This is a genomic window from Chelatococcus daeguensis, assembly GCF_001887265.1.
GTDB classification, from domain to species: Bacteria; Pseudomonadota; Alphaproteobacteria; order Rhizobiales; family Beijerinckiaceae; genus Chelatococcus_A; species Chelatococcus_A sambhunathii.
The window spans coordinates 1,670,582-1,685,708 of the sequence record NZ_CP018095.1 but is presented as its reverse complement, the minus strand read 5'-3'; the positions used below and the strand labels follow the sequence as shown (position 1 = coordinate 1,685,708).

15 protein-coding genes are annotated in these 15,127 nt (G+C 68.0%); 7 read left to right on the top strand and 8 right to left on the bottom strand.

Translation table 11 applies throughout. From position 1 onward, the window contains the following. Positions 1-58: 58 nt before the first annotated feature. The 5 genes from BOQ54_RS08010 (at position 59) to purF (ending at position 6,485) form a co-directional block, all read left to right on the top strand. Positions 59-1,549: a replicative DNA helicase gene (locus BOQ54_RS08010; RefSeq protein WP_055460556.1), complete on the top strand. Its 1,491-nt coding sequence runs from the start codon at positions 59-61 to the stop codon at positions 1,547-1,549. Between the two features lie 39 nt (positions 1,550-1,588). Beyond that, positions 1,589-2,740, top strand: coding sequence for an alanine racemase (gene alr, locus BOQ54_RS08005; RefSeq protein ID WP_082831527.1), 1,152 nt, complete (start codon positions 1,589-1,591; stop codon positions 2,738-2,740). A gap of 3 nt (positions 2,741-2,743) precedes the next feature. Further along, complete coding sequence (radA, locus tag BOQ54_RS08000; RefSeq protein WP_055460555.1) at positions 2,744-4,156, top strand: DNA repair protein RadA; 1,413 nt, start codon at positions 2,744-2,746, stop codon at positions 4,154-4,156. Between the two features lie 102 nt (positions 4,157-4,258). Beyond that, positions 4,259-4,900: a CvpA family protein gene (locus BOQ54_RS07995; protein ID WP_071923666.1), complete on the top strand. Its 642-nt coding sequence runs from the start codon at positions 4,259-4,261 to the stop codon at positions 4,898-4,900. Positions 4,901-5,036: 136 nt separating this feature from the next. Next, the gene (purF, locus tag BOQ54_RS07990; RefSeq protein WP_055460644.1) at positions 5,037-6,485 is read left to right on the top strand and encodes an amidophosphoribosyltransferase; all 1,449 of its coding nucleotides are present in this window, start codon (positions 5,037-5,039) and stop codon (positions 6,483-6,485) included. Positions 6,486-6,712: 227 nt separating this feature from the next. Here purF and BOQ54_RS07985 read toward each other — a convergent pair whose 3' ends face one another. Together BOQ54_RS07985 and BOQ54_RS07980 are read right to left on the bottom strand one after the other, a co-directional pair. Next, positions 6,713-7,321, bottom strand: a complete 609-nt coding sequence (locus BOQ54_RS07985; protein ID WP_055460553.1) for a L,D-transpeptidase — start codon at positions 7,319-7,321, stop codon at positions 6,713-6,715. Positions 7,322-7,480: 159 nt separating this feature from the next. Beyond that, the gene (locus BOQ54_RS07980) at positions 7,481-7,912 is read right to left on the bottom strand and encodes a hypothetical protein (RefSeq protein WP_145979743.1); all 432 of its coding nucleotides are present in this window, start codon (positions 7,910-7,912) and stop codon (positions 7,481-7,483) included. Positions 7,913-8,088: 176 nt separating this feature from the next. Here BOQ54_RS07980 and BOQ54_RS07975 point away from each other — a divergent pair, with 176 nt between their 5' ends. After that, positions 8,089-8,829 carry an SDR family NAD(P)-dependent oxidoreductase gene (locus BOQ54_RS07975; protein WP_055460551.1) on the top strand — a complete coding sequence of 247 codons (741 nt, stop codon included), beginning with the start codon at positions 8,089-8,091 and terminating at the stop codon, positions 8,827-8,829. A 40-nt stretch (positions 8,830-8,869) separates the two neighbouring features. Here the strand turns inward: BOQ54_RS07975 and der are convergent, their stop codons facing one another. The 3 genes from der to BOQ54_RS07960 form a co-directional block, all read right to left on the bottom strand. Continuing rightward, on the bottom strand, positions 8,870-10,231 hold the full coding sequence (gene der / locus BOQ54_RS07970; protein WP_055460550.1) for a ribosome biogenesis GTPase Der: 1,362 nt from the start codon (positions 10,229-10,231) through the stop codon (positions 8,870-8,872). Between the two features lie 19 nt (positions 10,232-10,250). Then, complete coding sequence (locus tag BOQ54_RS07965; protein ID WP_055460549.1) at positions 10,251-10,913, bottom strand: tetratricopeptide repeat protein; 663 nt, start codon at positions 10,911-10,913, stop codon at positions 10,251-10,253. Positions 10,914-11,037: 124 nt separating this feature from the next. Next, the gene (locus BOQ54_RS07960; RefSeq protein ID WP_071923664.1) at positions 11,038-11,946 is read right to left on the bottom strand and encodes a DMT family transporter; all 909 of its coding nucleotides are present in this window, start codon (positions 11,944-11,946) and stop codon (positions 11,038-11,040) included. A 153-nt stretch (positions 11,947-12,099) separates the two neighbouring features. Between BOQ54_RS07960 and BOQ54_RS07955 the strand changes: the two genes are divergently transcribed. After that, positions 12,100-12,537 carry an Lrp/AsnC family transcriptional regulator gene (locus tag BOQ54_RS07955; RefSeq protein WP_055460547.1) on the top strand — a complete coding sequence of 146 codons (438 nt, stop codon included), beginning with the start codon at positions 12,100-12,102 and terminating at the stop codon, positions 12,535-12,537. A 70-nt stretch (positions 12,538-12,607) separates the two neighbouring features. Here the strand turns inward: BOQ54_RS07955 and BOQ54_RS07950 are convergent, their stop codons facing one another. The 3 genes from BOQ54_RS07950 to BOQ54_RS07940 all read right to left on the bottom strand — a co-directional run bounded on the left by BOQ54_RS07950 (position 12,608) and on the right by BOQ54_RS07940 (position 14,787). Beyond that, positions 12,608-13,237 (bottom strand): LysE family translocator, encoded by a 630-nt coding sequence (locus BOQ54_RS07950; RefSeq protein WP_348626519.1) that lies wholly within the window; start codon positions 13,235-13,237, stop codon positions 12,608-12,610. Between the two features lie 82 nt (positions 13,238-13,319). Further along, positions 13,320-14,192 (bottom strand): 3-methyl-2-oxobutanoate hydroxymethyltransferase, encoded by an 873-nt coding sequence (gene panB, locus BOQ54_RS07945; protein WP_063185967.1) that lies wholly within the window; start codon positions 14,190-14,192, stop codon positions 13,320-13,322. A 19-nt stretch (positions 14,193-14,211) separates the two neighbouring features. Next, complete coding sequence (locus BOQ54_RS07940) at positions 14,212-14,787, bottom strand: NnrU family protein (RefSeq protein WP_071923662.1); 576 nt, start codon at positions 14,785-14,787, stop codon at positions 14,212-14,214. Positions 14,788-15,127: the final 340 nt, after the last annotated feature.

The following is a 15,127-nucleotide window of genomic DNA, read 5'->3' as shown; positions in this document are numbered from 1 at the left end:
TCGACGGACGCGGCGACGTGTTAGTCTGATCGTCCAGCGACTCGATGACCGAAGACCGATGGCAACCGTGAATTCACTCGCAGCGCGGCTCGACGGCCCCGATGAGCCCCGCTACCGTCTTGCGCCGCACAATATCGACGCCGAGCAGGCGCTGCTCGGCGCGATTCTCGTGAACAACGAAGCGTTCTTTCGCGTCTCGGACTTTCTCGAGCCCGCCCATTTCCACGAGGAGGTGCACCGGCGCATCTACGAGGTGACATCGAGCCTCATCAAGGCAGGCAAGATCGCGACCCCCATCACGCTGAAGACCTTCCTTGGCGACCACGACCTCGGCGGCCTTACCGTATCGCAATATCTCGCGCGGCTCGCCGCCGAGGCGACAACCATCATCAACGCCGAGGACTACGGCCGCACGATCCACGACCTCGCCATCCGCCGCGAGCTCATCAGCATCGGCGAGGATATGGTCAATGTCGCCTATGATGCGCCGGTCGATGTCTCGCCCCGCGATCAGATAGAGGACGCGGAACGCAAGCTCTACAGCCTTGCCGAAACCGGCCGCTACGACGGTGGCTTCCAGCGCTTCGCCGATGCCCTCACCGCGGCCATCGACGTCGCCGCTGCGGCTTACAAGCGCGAGGGCAAGCTCTCCGGGCTCGCCACCGGCCTGCACGACCTCGATCGCATGATGGGCGGCCTGCAGCCGTCGGACCTTGTCATCCTGGCCGGCCGCCCGGCCATGGGCAAGACGTCGCTCGCCACCAACGTCGCCTTCAACATCGCCAAGGCCTACCGCGGCGAGAAGCAGCCGGACGGCGCGGTGAAGACGGTGGACGGCGGCATCGTCGGCTTCTTCTCGCTCGAAATGTCGGCCGAGCAGCTGGCCAACCGCATCATCGCCGAGCAATCCGGCATTCCCTCGTACAAGATCCGTCGCGGCGACATCCGCGAGGAGGAGTTCTACCGGATCAGCGATGTCGCCCGGGAGATGCAGACCATCCCCTTCTACATCGACCAGACGGGCGGTCTATCCATCGCCCAGCTCGCCGCGCGGGCACGGCGCCTGAAGCGTCAGCGGGGGCTGGACCTCCTCGTGGTGGACTACCTGCAGCTGCTCTCCGGCTCGTCCAAGAAGGGCGACAACCGCGTGCAGGAGCTGACCGAGATCACGACGGGCATGAAGGCGCTCGCCAAGGAGTTGCACGTGCCCATCATCGCCCTGTCGCAGCTGTCGCGTCAGGTCGAGAACCGGGACGACAAGCGGCCGCAATTGTCGGACCTGCGCGAATCGGGCTCGATCGAGCAGGATGCCGACGTCGTGCTCTTCGTCTATCGCGAGGAATATTACCTCAAGAACAAGGAGCCGAAGCCCGGCACCGAGGAACATTTCAAGTGGCAGGCCGAGATGGACCAGGCCCATGGCAAGGCCGAGGTCATCATCGGCAAGCAGCGCCACGGCCCGACTGGCACCGTGCAGCTGTCCTTCCAGGCGGATGTCACGCGCTTCGGCAATCTCGCGCAGGAAGACCGCCTGCCAGAGCAGTTCTGAACGGCCCTGAGGCCCGATCCACATGAGGCTCCGGACATCGTGACCAGCAAACCGAACGAGCCGCGCCCCGCCATCGGCGAAGACGAGGCGGGCGGGCTCCTCACCATCGACCTCGGCGCCCTCGTCGCCAACTGGCGCATGCTGGCCGCCAAGGCGGGCGGAGCCGAGACGGCGGCAGTCGTCAAGGCCGACGCCTACGGCATCGGCATCGACCAAGCGGTCCCCGCGCTTTACGCTGCCGGTTGCCGCACCTTCTTCGTCGCCCATCTCGTCGAGGCGCGGCGCACGCGCGCGGCGGCGCCGGATGCCGTGATCTATGTGCTCAACGGCCTCCTGCCCGGCACCGCCGCCGCCTACCCGGCGCATGACCTGCGGCCGGTGCTCGGCTCGCAGGAGGAAGTCGAGGAATGGGCAGCCTTCTGCCGGGCGGGTGCGGGCCGGCTGCCGGCGGCCATCCATGTCGACACGGGCATGAACCGTCTCGGCCTCAGGGCCGAGGCCGCGCTGCAGCTCGCCGAAGACGCCGAGCTTCTCGGCGCCTTCACGCCGAGCCTCGTCATGAGCCATCTCGTCTCGGCCGAGGAGCCGGAGCATCCGATCAATGCCCGGCAGGTCGCCGCCTTCACGCATGTGCGCGAGCGCTTTGCCGGCGTGCCAGCCTCGCTGTCCAATTCCTCGGGCATCTTCCTGCCGCAGGCGCCGCATTTCGACCTCGTGCGGCCAGGCTACGCGCTCTACGGCGGCAACCCGACCCCCGAACGTGCCAACCCGATGCGCCCGGTGGTTCAACTCGAGGCGCGCATCATACAGCTGCGCTGGGCGCCGGATGGCGAAACGGTGGGCTATAATGGCCACTGGACGGCACAGGGCCGGCGGCGCATCGCGACGTTGTCGGTGGGCTATGCCGACGGCTATCTGCGCACGGCGAGCGGCACCAATCTCAAGAGCGGCGGCGAGGCGCTCGTGGCCGGCGTGCGCTGCCCCTTCGCCGGGCGCATCTCGATGGATCTGATCACGCTCGATGTCAGCGCCGTGCCCGAGGGCGCCGTCCGGCGCGGCGACAAGGTCATCCTCATCGGCAACGGCCTCACCGTGGACGAGGCCGGCAAGCGCGCTGGCACCATCGGCTACGAGATGCTGACCGACCTCGGCAAGCGGTATTACCGTCGCTACCTGCCGGCAGCGTCCTAGCGTATGGCCAGACGTGCGCCCTCCTTCATCTGCCAGAGCTGCGGCGCCTCCTATACGCGCTGGCAGGGCAAGTGCGACGCGTGTGGGGCGTGGAACAGCCTCGCCGAAGAGACGGCGAGCGCCCCGTCCATGCCCGTGCCGGGCGCGCGGCTCGGCGGACGGGCAAAGGGACGCGTCTTCCCGCTCGAGGGACTCACCGGCAGCGAAGCACAGGCACCGCGCGCGGCGAGCGGCATCGGCGAACTCGACCGCGTGACGGGCGGCGGCTTCGTCGAGGGCTCGGTCATCCTCATCGGCGGCGACCCCGGCATCGGCAAGTCGACCCTGCTGATCCAGGCCTGCGCCGCGCTGGCACGGGCCGGCCACCGCATCGCCTACATCTCGGGGGAAGAGGCCATCGGCCAGGTGCGCCTCAGGGCTGACCGCCTCGGCCTCACCGACGCACCGGTGGAGCTCGCCTCGCAGACCAATGTCGAGGACATCGTCGCCACTTTGTCGCAGGGGCCGGCGCCGCGGCTCGTGGTCATCGATTCGATCCAGACCATGTGGAGCGGCCTCGTCGATGCGGCGCCCGGCACCGTCACGCAGGTGCGTGGCAGCGCGCAGACCCTCATCCGCTTCGCCAAGACCACCGGCACCTGCGTCATCCTCGTCGGTCACGTCACCAAGGACGGGCAGATCGCCGGCCCGCGCGTGGTCGAGCACATGGTGGATGCGGTGGTCTCCTTCGAGGGCGACAGCGGCCACCATTTCCGCATCCTGCGCGCCGTCAAGAACCGCTTTGGGCCCACTGACGAGATCGGCGTCTTCGAGATGACGGGCAGCGGCCTTGCCGAAGTGCCCAACCCCTCTGCCCTCTTCCTCGCCGGCCGCGACCATGCGGCGCCCGGCGCGGCGGTCTTCGCCGGCATGGAGGGCACGCGCCCCCTCCTCGTCGAGTTCCAGGCGCTCGTCGCCCCGACCTCACTCGGCACGCCGCGACGGGCGGTGGTGGGATGGGAGCAGAACCGTCTCGCCATGGTGCTGGCCGTGCTCGAGGCACACGGCGGCCTCAGGCTCGGTATGCACGACGTCTATCTGAGCGTTGCGGGCGGGCTGAAAATCACGGAGCCGGCGGCCGACCTCGCTGCGGCGGCAGCCCTCGTCTCCTCCCTCGCCGGCCGGCCGCTACCGCCCGAAGTCGTCTTCTTCGGTGAGATCGGTCTTTCCGGCGCGGTCAGACCGGTCGCCCAGGCTGCCCAGCGCCTCAAGGAGGCGGCCAAGCTCGGCTTCCGCCGCGCCGTGACGCCCGCGGCCATCCGCGAGGCGGGCGATGCGTCGCTCGCCCTCACCGGCACGGCCCATATCGCGGATCTCGTCGCCAACGTCGCGGCCGGGCCGCGGCAAAGGGATGCCCGGCTCGTTCATGACAGGTGACGAAAGCCCATCGGCGGGCTATACAGCGCGCTGAGGCAGCAACGTGGCCAGCGGCACCGGAGCCGAGGGCATAACGAACACAAGGCTCAACGGCGCGCGCTCATGCCAGTTCCGCTTCTCGATCTCATCGTTCTTGGCATCGTCGTCATCTCGGCCCTGCTGGCGACCGTGCGCGGGTTCACGCGCGAGGTCCTCGCCATCGCGTCCTGGGCCGCTGCGGCGATTGCCGCGCTGATGCTGCATCCGGCGCTGCTGCCCTACGTGAAGCAGCACATCTCGAACCCGACCATCGCGCTTGTCGTGGCCATCGCGGCCATTTTCCTCGTCACGCTGATCATCGTGTCCTTCATCACGGTGCAGCTGTCGGACCTGGTGCTCGATTCGCGTATCGGCGCGCTCGACCGTTCGCTAGGTTTCATCTTCGGCGCGGCCCGCGGCTTCCTGATCTGCGCCGTCGCCTTCCTCTTCTTCAACTGGCTGGTCACACCCGAGATGCAGCCGGAATGGGCGCGGGACGCCAAAACGCGCGGCATCCTGCAATCCACCGGCAACAGCCTGATGGCGCTTCTGCCGGATGATCCGGAAACCGCCATCCTGCAACGTCTCAAGCAGCCGAAGCCCGAAGGCGAGACCGGGGAACCGCCGGCCGAAGCGGTACCGGAGCAGCGCACCCAGCAGATGCCCGGCAGCTACGAACAGGGCGACCGGCAGGGCATTCGCGCCCTCGTGGGGGGAAACAACTGAGGCAACCCGCGCTTTTCGCACATGCGGCATGACGCGAGTGCGGATTGCAACGACAATGGTTTGACACGACATGAGGCGTGACCGCCCGTTTCCATGATCCCATGGTCGGCGGGCTACCGTGCATGCGGTGGACGACATGATGGACAGCGACTTCGACGGGGATACCCTGCACGAGGAGTGCGGGGTGTTTGGCATTTTCGGACATCCTGACGCGGCGGCGGTCACTGCGCTCGGCCTGCACGCACTGCAGCACCGCGGGCAGGAGGCGGTCGGCATCGTCTCCTACGACGGCGCCAAGTTCCATGCGGAGAAGGGCCTCGGTCTCGTCGGCGACAACTTCTCCGACGCGGCGGTGATTGCCCGCCTGCCCGGTGCGGCCGCCATCGGCCACGTGCGCTATGCGACGACGGGCGAGACGGCGCTGCGCAACGTGCAGCCCCTCTTTGCCGAGTTGCACGGCGGCGGCTTCGCCGTGGCACATAACGGCAATCTGACCAACGCGCTCACCCTGCGCCGTCAGCTGGTGCAGGAAGGCGCTATCTGCCAGTCGACCAGCGACACCGAAGTTATCCTGCATCTCGTCGCGCGCAGCCGCCGCGGACGCTTCATCGACCGGTTCATCGACGCGCTGCAGCGCCTAGAGGGAGCCTATTCCTTCGTCGGGCTCACCAACAAGAAGCTCATCGGCGCCCGCGACCCGCTCGGCATTCGACCGCTGGTGCTGGGGCAGCTCGACGGGCGCTACATCCTTGCCTCCGAAACCTGCGCGCTCGACATCATCGGCGCGAGATTCGTGCGCGACATCGAAAACGGCGAGGTCGTCGTCATCTCCGAAGAAGGCATCGAATCGATCAAGCCGTTCCCGGACCAGCCGATGCGCCCCTGCATCTTCGAGTACATCTACTTCGCCCGGCCCGATTCCATCGTGCACGGGCGCAATGTCTACGAGGTTCGCAAGCGCATGGGCGAACAGCTGGCGCGCGAGGCGCCGGCCTCGGCCGACGTCGTCGTGCCGGTGCCCGATTCTGGCGTGCCGGCGGCCATCGGTTATGCCCAGGCCTGCAACATTCCCTACGAGCTCGGCATCATCCGCAACCACTACGTCGGGCGCACCTTCATCCAGCCGACCCAGTCGGTGCGGGAGATCGGTGTGCGCATGAAGCACTCGGCTAACCGCGGCGTGGTGGCGGGCCGGCGCATCGTGCTCGTCGATGATTCCATCGTGCGTGGCACCACGTCAGTGAAGATCGTGCAGATGATGCGTGATGCCGGGGCGACCGAGGTGCACTTCCGCATCGCGAGCCCGCCGATCGCCCATCCGGACTACTATGGCATCGACACGCCGGAGCGCGACAAGCTGCTGGCAGCGACCCATTCGCTGGAGGAAATGCGGGCTTATATCGGTGCCGACTCGCTCGCCTTCCTGTCGGTCGACGGCATCTACCGCGCCGTCGGCTACGAAGGCCGCGACACTGCGCGCCCGCAATTCACCGACCATTGCTTCACCGGCGATTATCCGACGCCGCTCACCGACATCTCCGGTGAAGCGCCGCGTCAGCTCTCGATGCTGGCCGAAGCGGGCTGAATCACCGCGTCCTTCCGATGAAAAACCCGCCTTCGTGAGAAGGCGGGTTTTTTCTTGCCAGCCCTGAAACCTTCAGGCCGGCCCTCTCTGCATCATGCCCGCGCTCGTCGCGGGCATCCACGCCCGCCGGCCTGTGCAACGTCGGGGCGTGGATGGCCGGGACAAGCCCGGCCAGGACGCTCCAAGCCGACCGCGTCTCAGGCAACTGACGACCGCACAACTACAGGTCAGATCACGATCACCCGTGTTCCTGTCGGCACGCGCTGGTGGAGGTCGATGATATCGTCGTTCATCAGCCGCACGCAGCCGGAGGAGACCGCCTGGCCCATGGTCCAGGCTTCGGTCGTGCCGTGGATGCGGTAGAGTGTGTCGACTCCATTCTGGTAGAGGTAGAGTGCGCGGGCGCCGAGCGGGTTCTTGATGCCGCCGGCCATCATCACCGGCAGCTCCGGCTGGCGCTTGCGCATCTCGGGCGGCGGATACCAGGCGGGCCAGACGGCCTTGCGCGCCACGGTCGCCTCGCCCGACCAGGAGAAGCCGTCGCGGCCGATGCCGCAGCCGTAGCGCAGCGCCTCACCATTTGACAGCACGAGATAGACGAAGCGCGTCTTGGTGCGCACGACGATCGTGCCTGGGCGGCCGGGACCCTCGTAGGGCACGATCTGGCGCATGTAGATGGGGTCGATGACGAAATCCTGCGGTGGGCCGGCAAGGTTATCAGGCGCCTGCTGGGCGGAGGCCCCGACGCCGGTCATGGCCGCGGCCGGCAAGCCCGCGAGCGAACAGGCGGCGGCGCTGAGACCGATGGAGAGAAAATTGCGACGATTCATGGACATGTCTTCTTCCTCGGGAGGGGCGGACGCCGCCGGCAGCGGCACGGCCCGAGGCTGGCCTCCAGGCACCCGCCGCGACCGCCGGGACATCGCGTGCCCGGCGGATTAATCCTGCCGTGCGGGCGATGCCCTCGGGGCGTCATGAACGAAAACGGAGATGGTTCAGATGACGAGAAGCCGCGGCGGGCCGAGCGGCGGCGGCATCTCGTGCGTCGGCGGCATGCGGCTCTGCTCGCAGGCAGCAAGCCCCGAAAAGCCTCGCAACGGCACCGCAACCGCGGCTGTCGGCAGGATGCCCGGCTGGCAAGGCGTCTTGGTCTCGCCGGCTGGCACGGCCTGACCGTCGATGGCCGATGCCGCATCAAGCGACAGGACGGCAAGCTCGCTGAGGCTCGACGCCGCGAAGGTGGCGGCGAGGCGCTCGGCCGCATTGCGTGCATGGGCCATCCGCCCGGCAACCATGGCAACTGCCACGGCAACAACGAGCGCCAGACCGGCGCCGCGCACGAAGCGCCGCCACCCGACACGTCCATCGATGCTCGCTGATATCAGCACGATTGCCCCGCCAAAGCTGCGGTTTCCGCCTGCCGCCATGTACACCGGTCAGATGCTGCCGCATTGCGGCAAAACTGGGCAAATCACAGGCCGGCGAGCTGAGAAGGCAACAGTGTTGCACAAACTCCACAACTGCGTTCCCAGCCTCGCCCAGCGGCGCAAATGGTGCTAGGGACGGGCCAGATCAGACTCGCGCCTCAACTGCAGGATCGTCCATGTCCAGCCCCCTCGCCGACCGCATCGCCCTCGTCACCGGCGCCTCGCGCGGCATCGGCCGTGCCGTCGCGCTCGAACTGGCGCGCGCCGGCGCTCATGTGATCGCCCTTGCCCGTACCAGCGGTGCGCTCGAGGACCTCGACGACGAGATCCGCGCCCTCGGCGGCTCGGCAACTCTGGTGCCGGTCGACCTCAAGGATTACGATGCGCTCGACCGGCTCGGCGCCGCCATCCACGAGCGCTGGGGCAAGCTTGATGTGCTCGTCGCCAATGCCGGGCTGCTCGGCGCGCTCTCGCCACTCGGTCATATCGAGCCGAAGGTGTGGGACGACGTGATGGCTGTGAACGTCACCGCCAACTGGCGCCTCATCCGCTCGCTCGATCCGCTGCTGCGTGCCTCCGATGCCGGCCGGGCGGTGTTCGTCTCCTCCGGCGCGGCGCACAAGGGCACCGCCTATTGGGGCGTCTATGCGGTCTCGAAGGCGGCGCTCGAGATGCTGGCGCGGACCTATGCGGCCGAAACCGCCAGCACGCCGGTGAAGGTAATGCTCGCCAATCCGGGCCCGCTGCGCACGGCCATGCGCCGGGCGGCCATGCCGGGCGAGGACCCGCAGACCCTGCGCACGCCGGAGGATTTCGCGCCGCACCTCGTCAAGCTGGTGCTGCCGGAGTGGCAGGAGAGCGGGCTCATCTACGATTTTCGCGAGGATCGGCTGCTGAAGCCGCAGATGCCTGCCTAAGGCGAGGCATTAGGCAGTCGTTGATCCGACTGCCGATTGCCTATTGCCGACTGCCCTTCTCGTACGGGTTCTTGCCCGTGCGTAGTGAGAGGCGGATCGGCACGCCCGGCAGGTCGAAGGCCTCGCGCAGGCCGTTGACAAGATAGCGCGTGTAGGACCTCGGCAGTTCCTGCAGTTGGTTGCCGAAGATGGCAAAGTGCGGCGGGCGCGCCTTCACCTGGGTCATGTAGCGGATCTTGATGCGCCGGCCGGCCACCGCCGGCGGCGGGTGGCTCGCCAGCATGTCGCCGAGCCAGCGGTTGAGCTGAGCGGTCGATACGCGGCGGTTCCACACGTCGTGCGCCGCGAAGACCGCCTTCATCAGCACATCGATACCCTCGCCAGCGAGGCCGGACAGCGGCACGACCGGCACGCCCTTGACCTGGGCGAGCAGGCGCGAGGCCTCTTCCTTCAATTCCTTCAGCAGGCCCGGCCGGTCGGCGACGAGGTCCCACTTGTTGAGGCCGATGACGAGCGCCCTGCCCTCGCGCTCGACGAGGTCGACGATGGTGAGGTCCTGCTTCTCGAAGGGGATGGTCGCATCGAGCAGCACGACGACGACGTCGGCGAAGCGCACGGCGCGCAGGCCGTCGGCCACGGATAGCTTCTCGAGCTTGTCCTCGACGCGGGCGCGCTTGCGCATGCCGGCGGTGTCGAACAGCTTCACCCGCCGGCCGCGCCAGTCCCAGTCGAGCGAGATGGTGTCGCGCGTGATGCCGGCTTCCGGGCCGGTGAGCAGCCGCTCCTCGCCCAGCATGCGGTTGACGAGGGTGGACTTGCCGGCATTGGGGCGGCCGACGATGGCGACGCGGACGGGCCGGTCGGCCTCCTCAACCTCCTCAACCTCGTCCTCATCCTCCTCCGGCTCGCGCGGCAGCAGGGCCTCGAGCGCGTCGTAGAGCTCGCCAAGGCCCTCGCCGTGCTCGGCCGAGATCGGCACGGGATCGCCGAGGCCGAGGCCGAAGGCCTCATAGGCGCCCTCGATTCCCTTGCCACCCTCCGCCTTGTTGGCGAGCAGCACCACGGGCTTGCCGGAGCGGCGCACCACGTCGGCGAAGGCGCGGTCGGTCGGTGTCAAGCCGGCCCGCACGTCAACGACGAAAAGGATGACGTCGGCATCGGCGATCGCCGCTTCGGTCTGCGCACGCATGCGCCCGGCGAGGGAGGCCTCGTCCGCCTCCTCAAGGCCGGCCGTGTCGACGATGTTGAAGGTGAGGTCGCCGAGCCGTGCCTCGCCCTCGCGCCGGTCGCGCGTAACGCCCGGCCGGTCGTCGACCAGCGCGAGCTTCTTGCCGACGAGGCGGTTGAACAACGTCGACTTGCCGACGTTGGGCCGGCCGACGATGGCGACTGTGCCAGCCATGGCTTCGTACCTCGTGAACTCAGCCGGCCTTGCCGACGGGGCCGCTGCGCACGAGTTCGAGATAGATGTTGACGCGCTGGCGCAAGGCCGGCGGCGCCTCGCGGTCGGCGGCAATCTGATCGAACCAGCGGCCCGCCGCCTCGTAGTCGCCGGCCTTGAGCGCCGCGAGGCCGAGGAGTTCGCGCGCGCTGTGGCGCCACACGGCGGCAGGCGTGGCGAGCGGCTCGAGCTTCGCCGTCACGGTCGGGGCGTCCATCTGGTCGAAGCCCGCGACGACGGCGCGCAGGCGCGCGAGATCGCGCAGGCCGGCCGGCACGGTCGCGTCGGCCGCGATCGCCTCGTAGGCCTCGACGCCCCGGGCCGGATCCGAGCGTGCGGTCTCCGCCGCCAGGCGCAGGCGCGCCACGAGGCGGTACCCGGTCGACCCGTCGTTCTCGATCTCGCGCAGCAGCGCCGCGGCCTCGTCGCCCCGGTTCGCACCGAGAAGCTCGAGCGCCTGCTCGTAGCGGGCGCCGGTCGCCTCCGCCTGGCTGCGCTGCTGGTGCTGGTAGAATCGCCAGCCGCCAATGGCCGCGACGAACACGACCGCCAGGACGATGACCTTGGTGCCGTGCTTCTTCCAGAAGGCGAGCGCCTTGTCGCGCCGCAGTTCCTCTTCGATCTCGTGAAAGATATCAGCCATCGAGCCCGTAGACCGCTGGCCCGCGCGAGGCGCGGGCAAATTTCATCCAGCCGGTCGCCTAGCACAGTCACCGGCCAAAGGCGAGCGCCATGGACGAGCGCGCGCCGGCCGAGCCGCCGCGCGTTCAATCGCAGGCTCGCGCCGGCGCGATCCGGCGGAGCGGACGGCCGGGAAGCGACCATCCGAGGTTCATCGCCGCCGCGGCGAAAAGCACGCCGACGGCGCCGGCGATCTGCAGCCCCTGCAGGGGATGGCCGAAGACCAGAAGATCGACCAGCACCGCGGCGATCGGATAGATGAAGGACAGGGCCCCGGCGAGATGAGTCGGCAGCCGCTGAAGAGCGCCGTAGAGCAGGATGTACATGAGCCCAGTGTGCACGATGCCGACGGTCGCGAGCAGCGTCCACTGCCTTGCGCCGGACGGCGGATGCGCCAGATCGGCGAAGGGCGCCAGCATCAGGATGCCGACGCAGACCTGCACGAGGGCGATGAGGTGCGGCGGCGTGCCGGCGAGCCTGCGCGCGACGATGGCGGCGAGCGCATAGAAGAAGGCCGCGGCAAGCGCCAGGAGAATGCCGCCGAGATAATCGCCGCTGGCTGTGGCCGCAGCGGGTTTTCCCTCGACGATCAGCAGCATGCCGGCGAAGGCGAGCGCGAGCCAGACGAGCTGCGCGCCGGTCACCCGCTCGCGCAGAAGGAGCGCCCCGAGCCCCACCAGCATGAAGGGCTGCGTGTTGTAGACCACCGTGGCGACACCTATGGACGCCCGCGAATAGGCGGCGAAGAGCAGCAGCCAGTTGAGCACGATCGCCGCGCCCCCGAGCGCGGCAAGGCCGAGGATGCGAAGCGGCCATGTTCCCCGCAGGAGGCCCATGGCCGCGCAGACGACGAGCAGCGTCGCCGCCCCGAAGACGCAGCGCCAGAACACCACGTCGAGTACAGGCCGGCCGGACATGACGACGAACCAGCCGATGGTGCCGGAGATGACCATCGCCGCCGTCATCTCCGCCGTGCCCCGCAACCTCTCGCTCATGATCCGTCCTCCGCGGCCGCTGCCGCCGGTACCATTGCCATCGCTGACGATGATGATGCGGCGCCCGGGCGCATTCCATGCGTTCTGGAAGGCAGGTTTTCAAATCTTCCTAATTATGCAAGGCTGAAGGCTCAATCTGCCGATGAGGCCGCCATGCTGGACGATATCGACCGACGTCTCCTCGCCGTCCTCGTGGAGGATGCGCGTCTCTCCCTCAAGGAGCTCGCAGCCCGTGTGGGCCTGTCGTCGCCGAGCGTGTCGGAGCGGTTGCGGCGGCTGGAGGAACGGGGCGTGGTGCGCGCCTATACGGTGGATATCGCCCCCCAGGCGCTCGGCTATCAGTTGCAGGCGATCGTCCGCATCCGCCCGATGCCAGGTAGATTGCATGTCGTGCAGAAGCTCATCGAGGAGACCGAGGCCTTCTGCGAATGCGACAAGGTGACGGGCGACGATTGCTTCATCGCCCGTCTCTTCGTGCGCTCCATCGAGGAACTCGACCGCATCCTCGACCGCATCGCCGACAAGGCCGAGACGAGCACCGCCATCGTCAAGTCGCAGCCGATCCGCCGGCGGCCGCCTCCGCTGGCCTGATCTCACCCTTCCGTCGCCCCTGCCTGGAACATCGCGCCGGAAAGGTTGAAGGCGCACCCCGAAGCATCGCTCACAGTAGCGGCGCGATGAGGGAGGCGACAAGCAGCAGGGCAAGCGTGACATTGGTCAGCCGCGCCCCAAGCGGATCATGGAGGAGGCGGGAGAGACCGGTGCCCGCCAGCAACCAGGCGAGATGGATAATGACGATCATGGCCGCGAGGACGGCCGTCTTGATGGCTGCGTCCTTCCAGTCGGCGCTGCTCACGACGCTCGTGCTGGTGAAAACGGCGGTGATGGCGAGCCAGGCCTTGGGATTGGCGAGCGCCAGCAGGAAGCCGCCGATGAAGGAGGGCGCGGCTGCTTCGCCACGACCGCGGCCGCCGCGGTCGAGCGGCGGCGCTGTCGCGATGTCGAAGGCAAGGTAGAGGATATAGAGGCCGGCCGCCGCCGCGAGAACTGGCACAACGCCGGGCAAGGCGCCCAGCAGCGTGGCCATGCCGAGGGCGATGGCGAAGAGCACCGTCGTCGTGCCCGCCACGAGGCCCGCGGCATAGCCGAGAGACCTCCGGAATCCGAAGGCCGCGCCGACCGCGGCGAGGCTGATCGTCGAGGGGCCGGGACTGCCCATGACGACAACCGCCGCGAGCACGAATGGCACGAGTGCACGCCAGTCCTCCAGCCACGACAAGGCCAGCGCCATCATCGGCTTTCCCCACACTTTCGCCAGTCGGTACGAGGATGACCGTGGGGTACGGGCGTGTCTTGGATGCGCGTGCGGATCGCTATTTCGTTGCAGCGCTCGGCTCGTCGTCCGAAGGAGCGATGTCCGGCGCCTCGAAGCCGGGTTCAGCATAGGTGTTCTCGACGCCGGGGAAGGCCCGGTTGCGGACGTCGCGCGCATAGCGGGCGATGGCGTCGGAAGCGATGGCCCCGACCTCCGCATAGCGCCGGACAAACTTCGGCACGCGCGGCATGAGACCGAGCATGTCCTCGGCAACGAGGATCTGACCATCGCAGACGACAGAGGCGCCGATGCCGATGGTCGGCACGGGCATGGCGCGTGTCAGGGCCGCCGCGACACGCACCGGGACGGCCTCCACCACCAGCGCGAAGGCGCCGGCAGAGACGACCGCTTCGGCATCGGCGGCGATCGCCTCGCTCTCCACGTCGTCGCGCCCGCGCGGGCGGAAGGAGCCGAAGCTGTTGATGGACTGCGGCGTCAGGCCGACATGTCCCATCACGGGAATGCCGCGCTCCACGAGATAGCCGACGGTCGCCGCCATGTGGCAGCCGCCCTCCAGCTTCACCGCACCGCAGCCGGTCTCCTTCATGACACGCGAGGCGGCCCGGAAGGCAGCCTGCGGGCCGTCCTCGTAGGAGCCGAAGGGGAGATCGACGACGACGAGGGCATGGCGGGAAGCCCGCACGACGGCGGCACCGTGCGCGATCATCATGTCGAGCGTCACGGGCACGGTCGTGTCGTAGCCGTAGAGGACCATGCCGAGGGAATCGCCGACCAGGAGGAAGTCGCAATGCTCGTCGGCAAGGCGCGCTCCGGGGGCATGGTAGGCAGTGAGCCCGACGACCGGCGCTCCGCCTTTGCGCGCGCGAATGTCCGGCGCCGTCAGCCGGCGTACGCCACCCACAACCGACATGCTTTATTCCTTTCCCCGTTCAGGCCGGCAATACCGGTACCCCGATCAATAGCGGATGCAGCCAGAACAAAAAAGCAACATAGACGATAGTACCAGCGACGACCGCCACCACGTCGTTGCGGGGAGAGCCGACCGGAACGGCCGCATCGCTGCCGGGACGCCGCTTCACGGCGATGCGGTCCACCACCGCCCAGACGAGGAAAGAGCCGAACAGGAGCAGGGAACCGAGATCGCCGTTGGCGAGAAGGTGCGCGAAGGCCCAGATCTTCACCGCCGCCAGCATGGGATGGCGGACCTTGCGCTTGATCGCACCGGGCGCATAGGCCGCGACGAGCAGAACGAAGACGGGCCACATCAACGCCAGCGCCAGGTGCCGCCCCCACAGTGGCGGGTCCCAAAGGGGAATGTAGCCCTCCGCCCGATAGCGCCCGAAGCCCCAGACGATCAGCATGAGACCGATCAGGGACACCAGCGAATAGAGCGTCTTGTAGCCCCCCTCGCCCAGCCTCGCGACAGCGACAGCGCGGAGACCGCGATACATCGTGAAGACATGGGCAGCGAAAAAGATCGCAAGGCCGATGATCAGCAGAGTCATGCCAGCGTCTCGACAGCAACGAGGGCCGCACAGTGCTTCATGCCGCAGGGTGATGCAAGTGCGCTTATTCCATGCAGAGCCGGCACCGCGCGCGCGGCACCAGCCCCGCGCAAGCAGGGCCGGCGGTCGCTGCGCGGCACCGGCACAATGCCCTCTTGCATGCCGGGACCGTTTCTGGTTCTAATCACCTATGGTTGTATATAGCATTATGCATAACTATTGATTGTGGACTTTCCGGATCTGCCGACGTCCGCAACGAACGGGCTGTTCGTGCGTCAAATGCGTCGTCACGCCGCGCAGGATCGTCTGCAGGCGCCACAGAGGAGGTCGTCATGCACAT

Bases quoted from the DNA above. Each gene is read 5' to 3' on its own strand.
- BOQ54_RS08010 (WP_055460556.1), top strand. From the start codon at position 59: ATGGCAACCGTGAATTCACTCGCAGCGCGGCTCGACGGCCCCGATGAG.
- radA (WP_055460555.1), top strand. From the start codon at position 2,744: ATGGCCAGACGTGCGCCCTCCTTCATCTGCCAGAGCTGCGGCGCCTCC.
- BOQ54_RS07995 (WP_071923666.1), top strand. From the start codon at position 4,259: ATGCCAGTTCCGCTTCTCGATCTCATCGTTCTTGGCATCGTCGTCATC.
- purF (WP_055460644.1), top strand. From the start codon at position 5,037: ATGATGGACAGCGACTTCGACGGGGATACCCTGCACGAGGAGTGCGGG.
- BOQ54_RS07985 (WP_055460553.1), bottom strand. From the start codon at position 7,321: ATGTCCATGAATCGTCGCAATTTTCTCTCCATCGGTCTCAGCGCCGCC.
- BOQ54_RS07980 (WP_145979743.1), bottom strand. From the start codon at position 7,912: ATGGCGGCAGGCGGAAACCGCAGCTTTGGCGGGGCAATCGTGCTGATA.
- BOQ54_RS07975 (WP_055460551.1), top strand. From the start codon at position 8,089: ATGTCCAGCCCCCTCGCCGACCGCATCGCCCTCGTCACCGGCGCCTCG.
- der (WP_055460550.1), bottom strand. From the start codon at position 10,231: ATGGCTGGCACAGTCGCCATCGTCGGCCGGCCCAACGTCGGCAAGTCG.
- BOQ54_RS07965 (WP_055460549.1), bottom strand. From the start codon at position 10,913: ATGGCTGATATCTTTCACGAGATCGAAGAGGAACTGCGGCGCGACAAG.
- BOQ54_RS07960 (WP_071923664.1), bottom strand. From the start codon at position 11,946: ATGAGCGAGAGGTTGCGGGGCACGGCGGAGATGACGGCGGCGATGGTC.
- BOQ54_RS07955 (WP_055460547.1), top strand. From the start codon at position 12,100: ATGCTGGACGATATCGACCGACGTCTCCTCGCCGTCCTCGTGGAGGAT.
- BOQ54_RS07950 (WP_348626519.1), bottom strand. From the start codon at position 13,237: ATGGCGCTGGCCTTGTCGTGGCTGGAGGACTGGCGTGCACTCGTGCCA.
- panB (WP_063185967.1), bottom strand. From the start codon at position 14,192: ATGTCGGTTGTGGGTGGCGTACGCCGGCTGACGGCGCCGGACATTCGC.
- BOQ54_RS07940 (WP_071923662.1), bottom strand. From the start codon at position 14,787: ATGACTCTGCTGATCATCGGCCTTGCGATCTTTTTCGCTGCCCATGTC.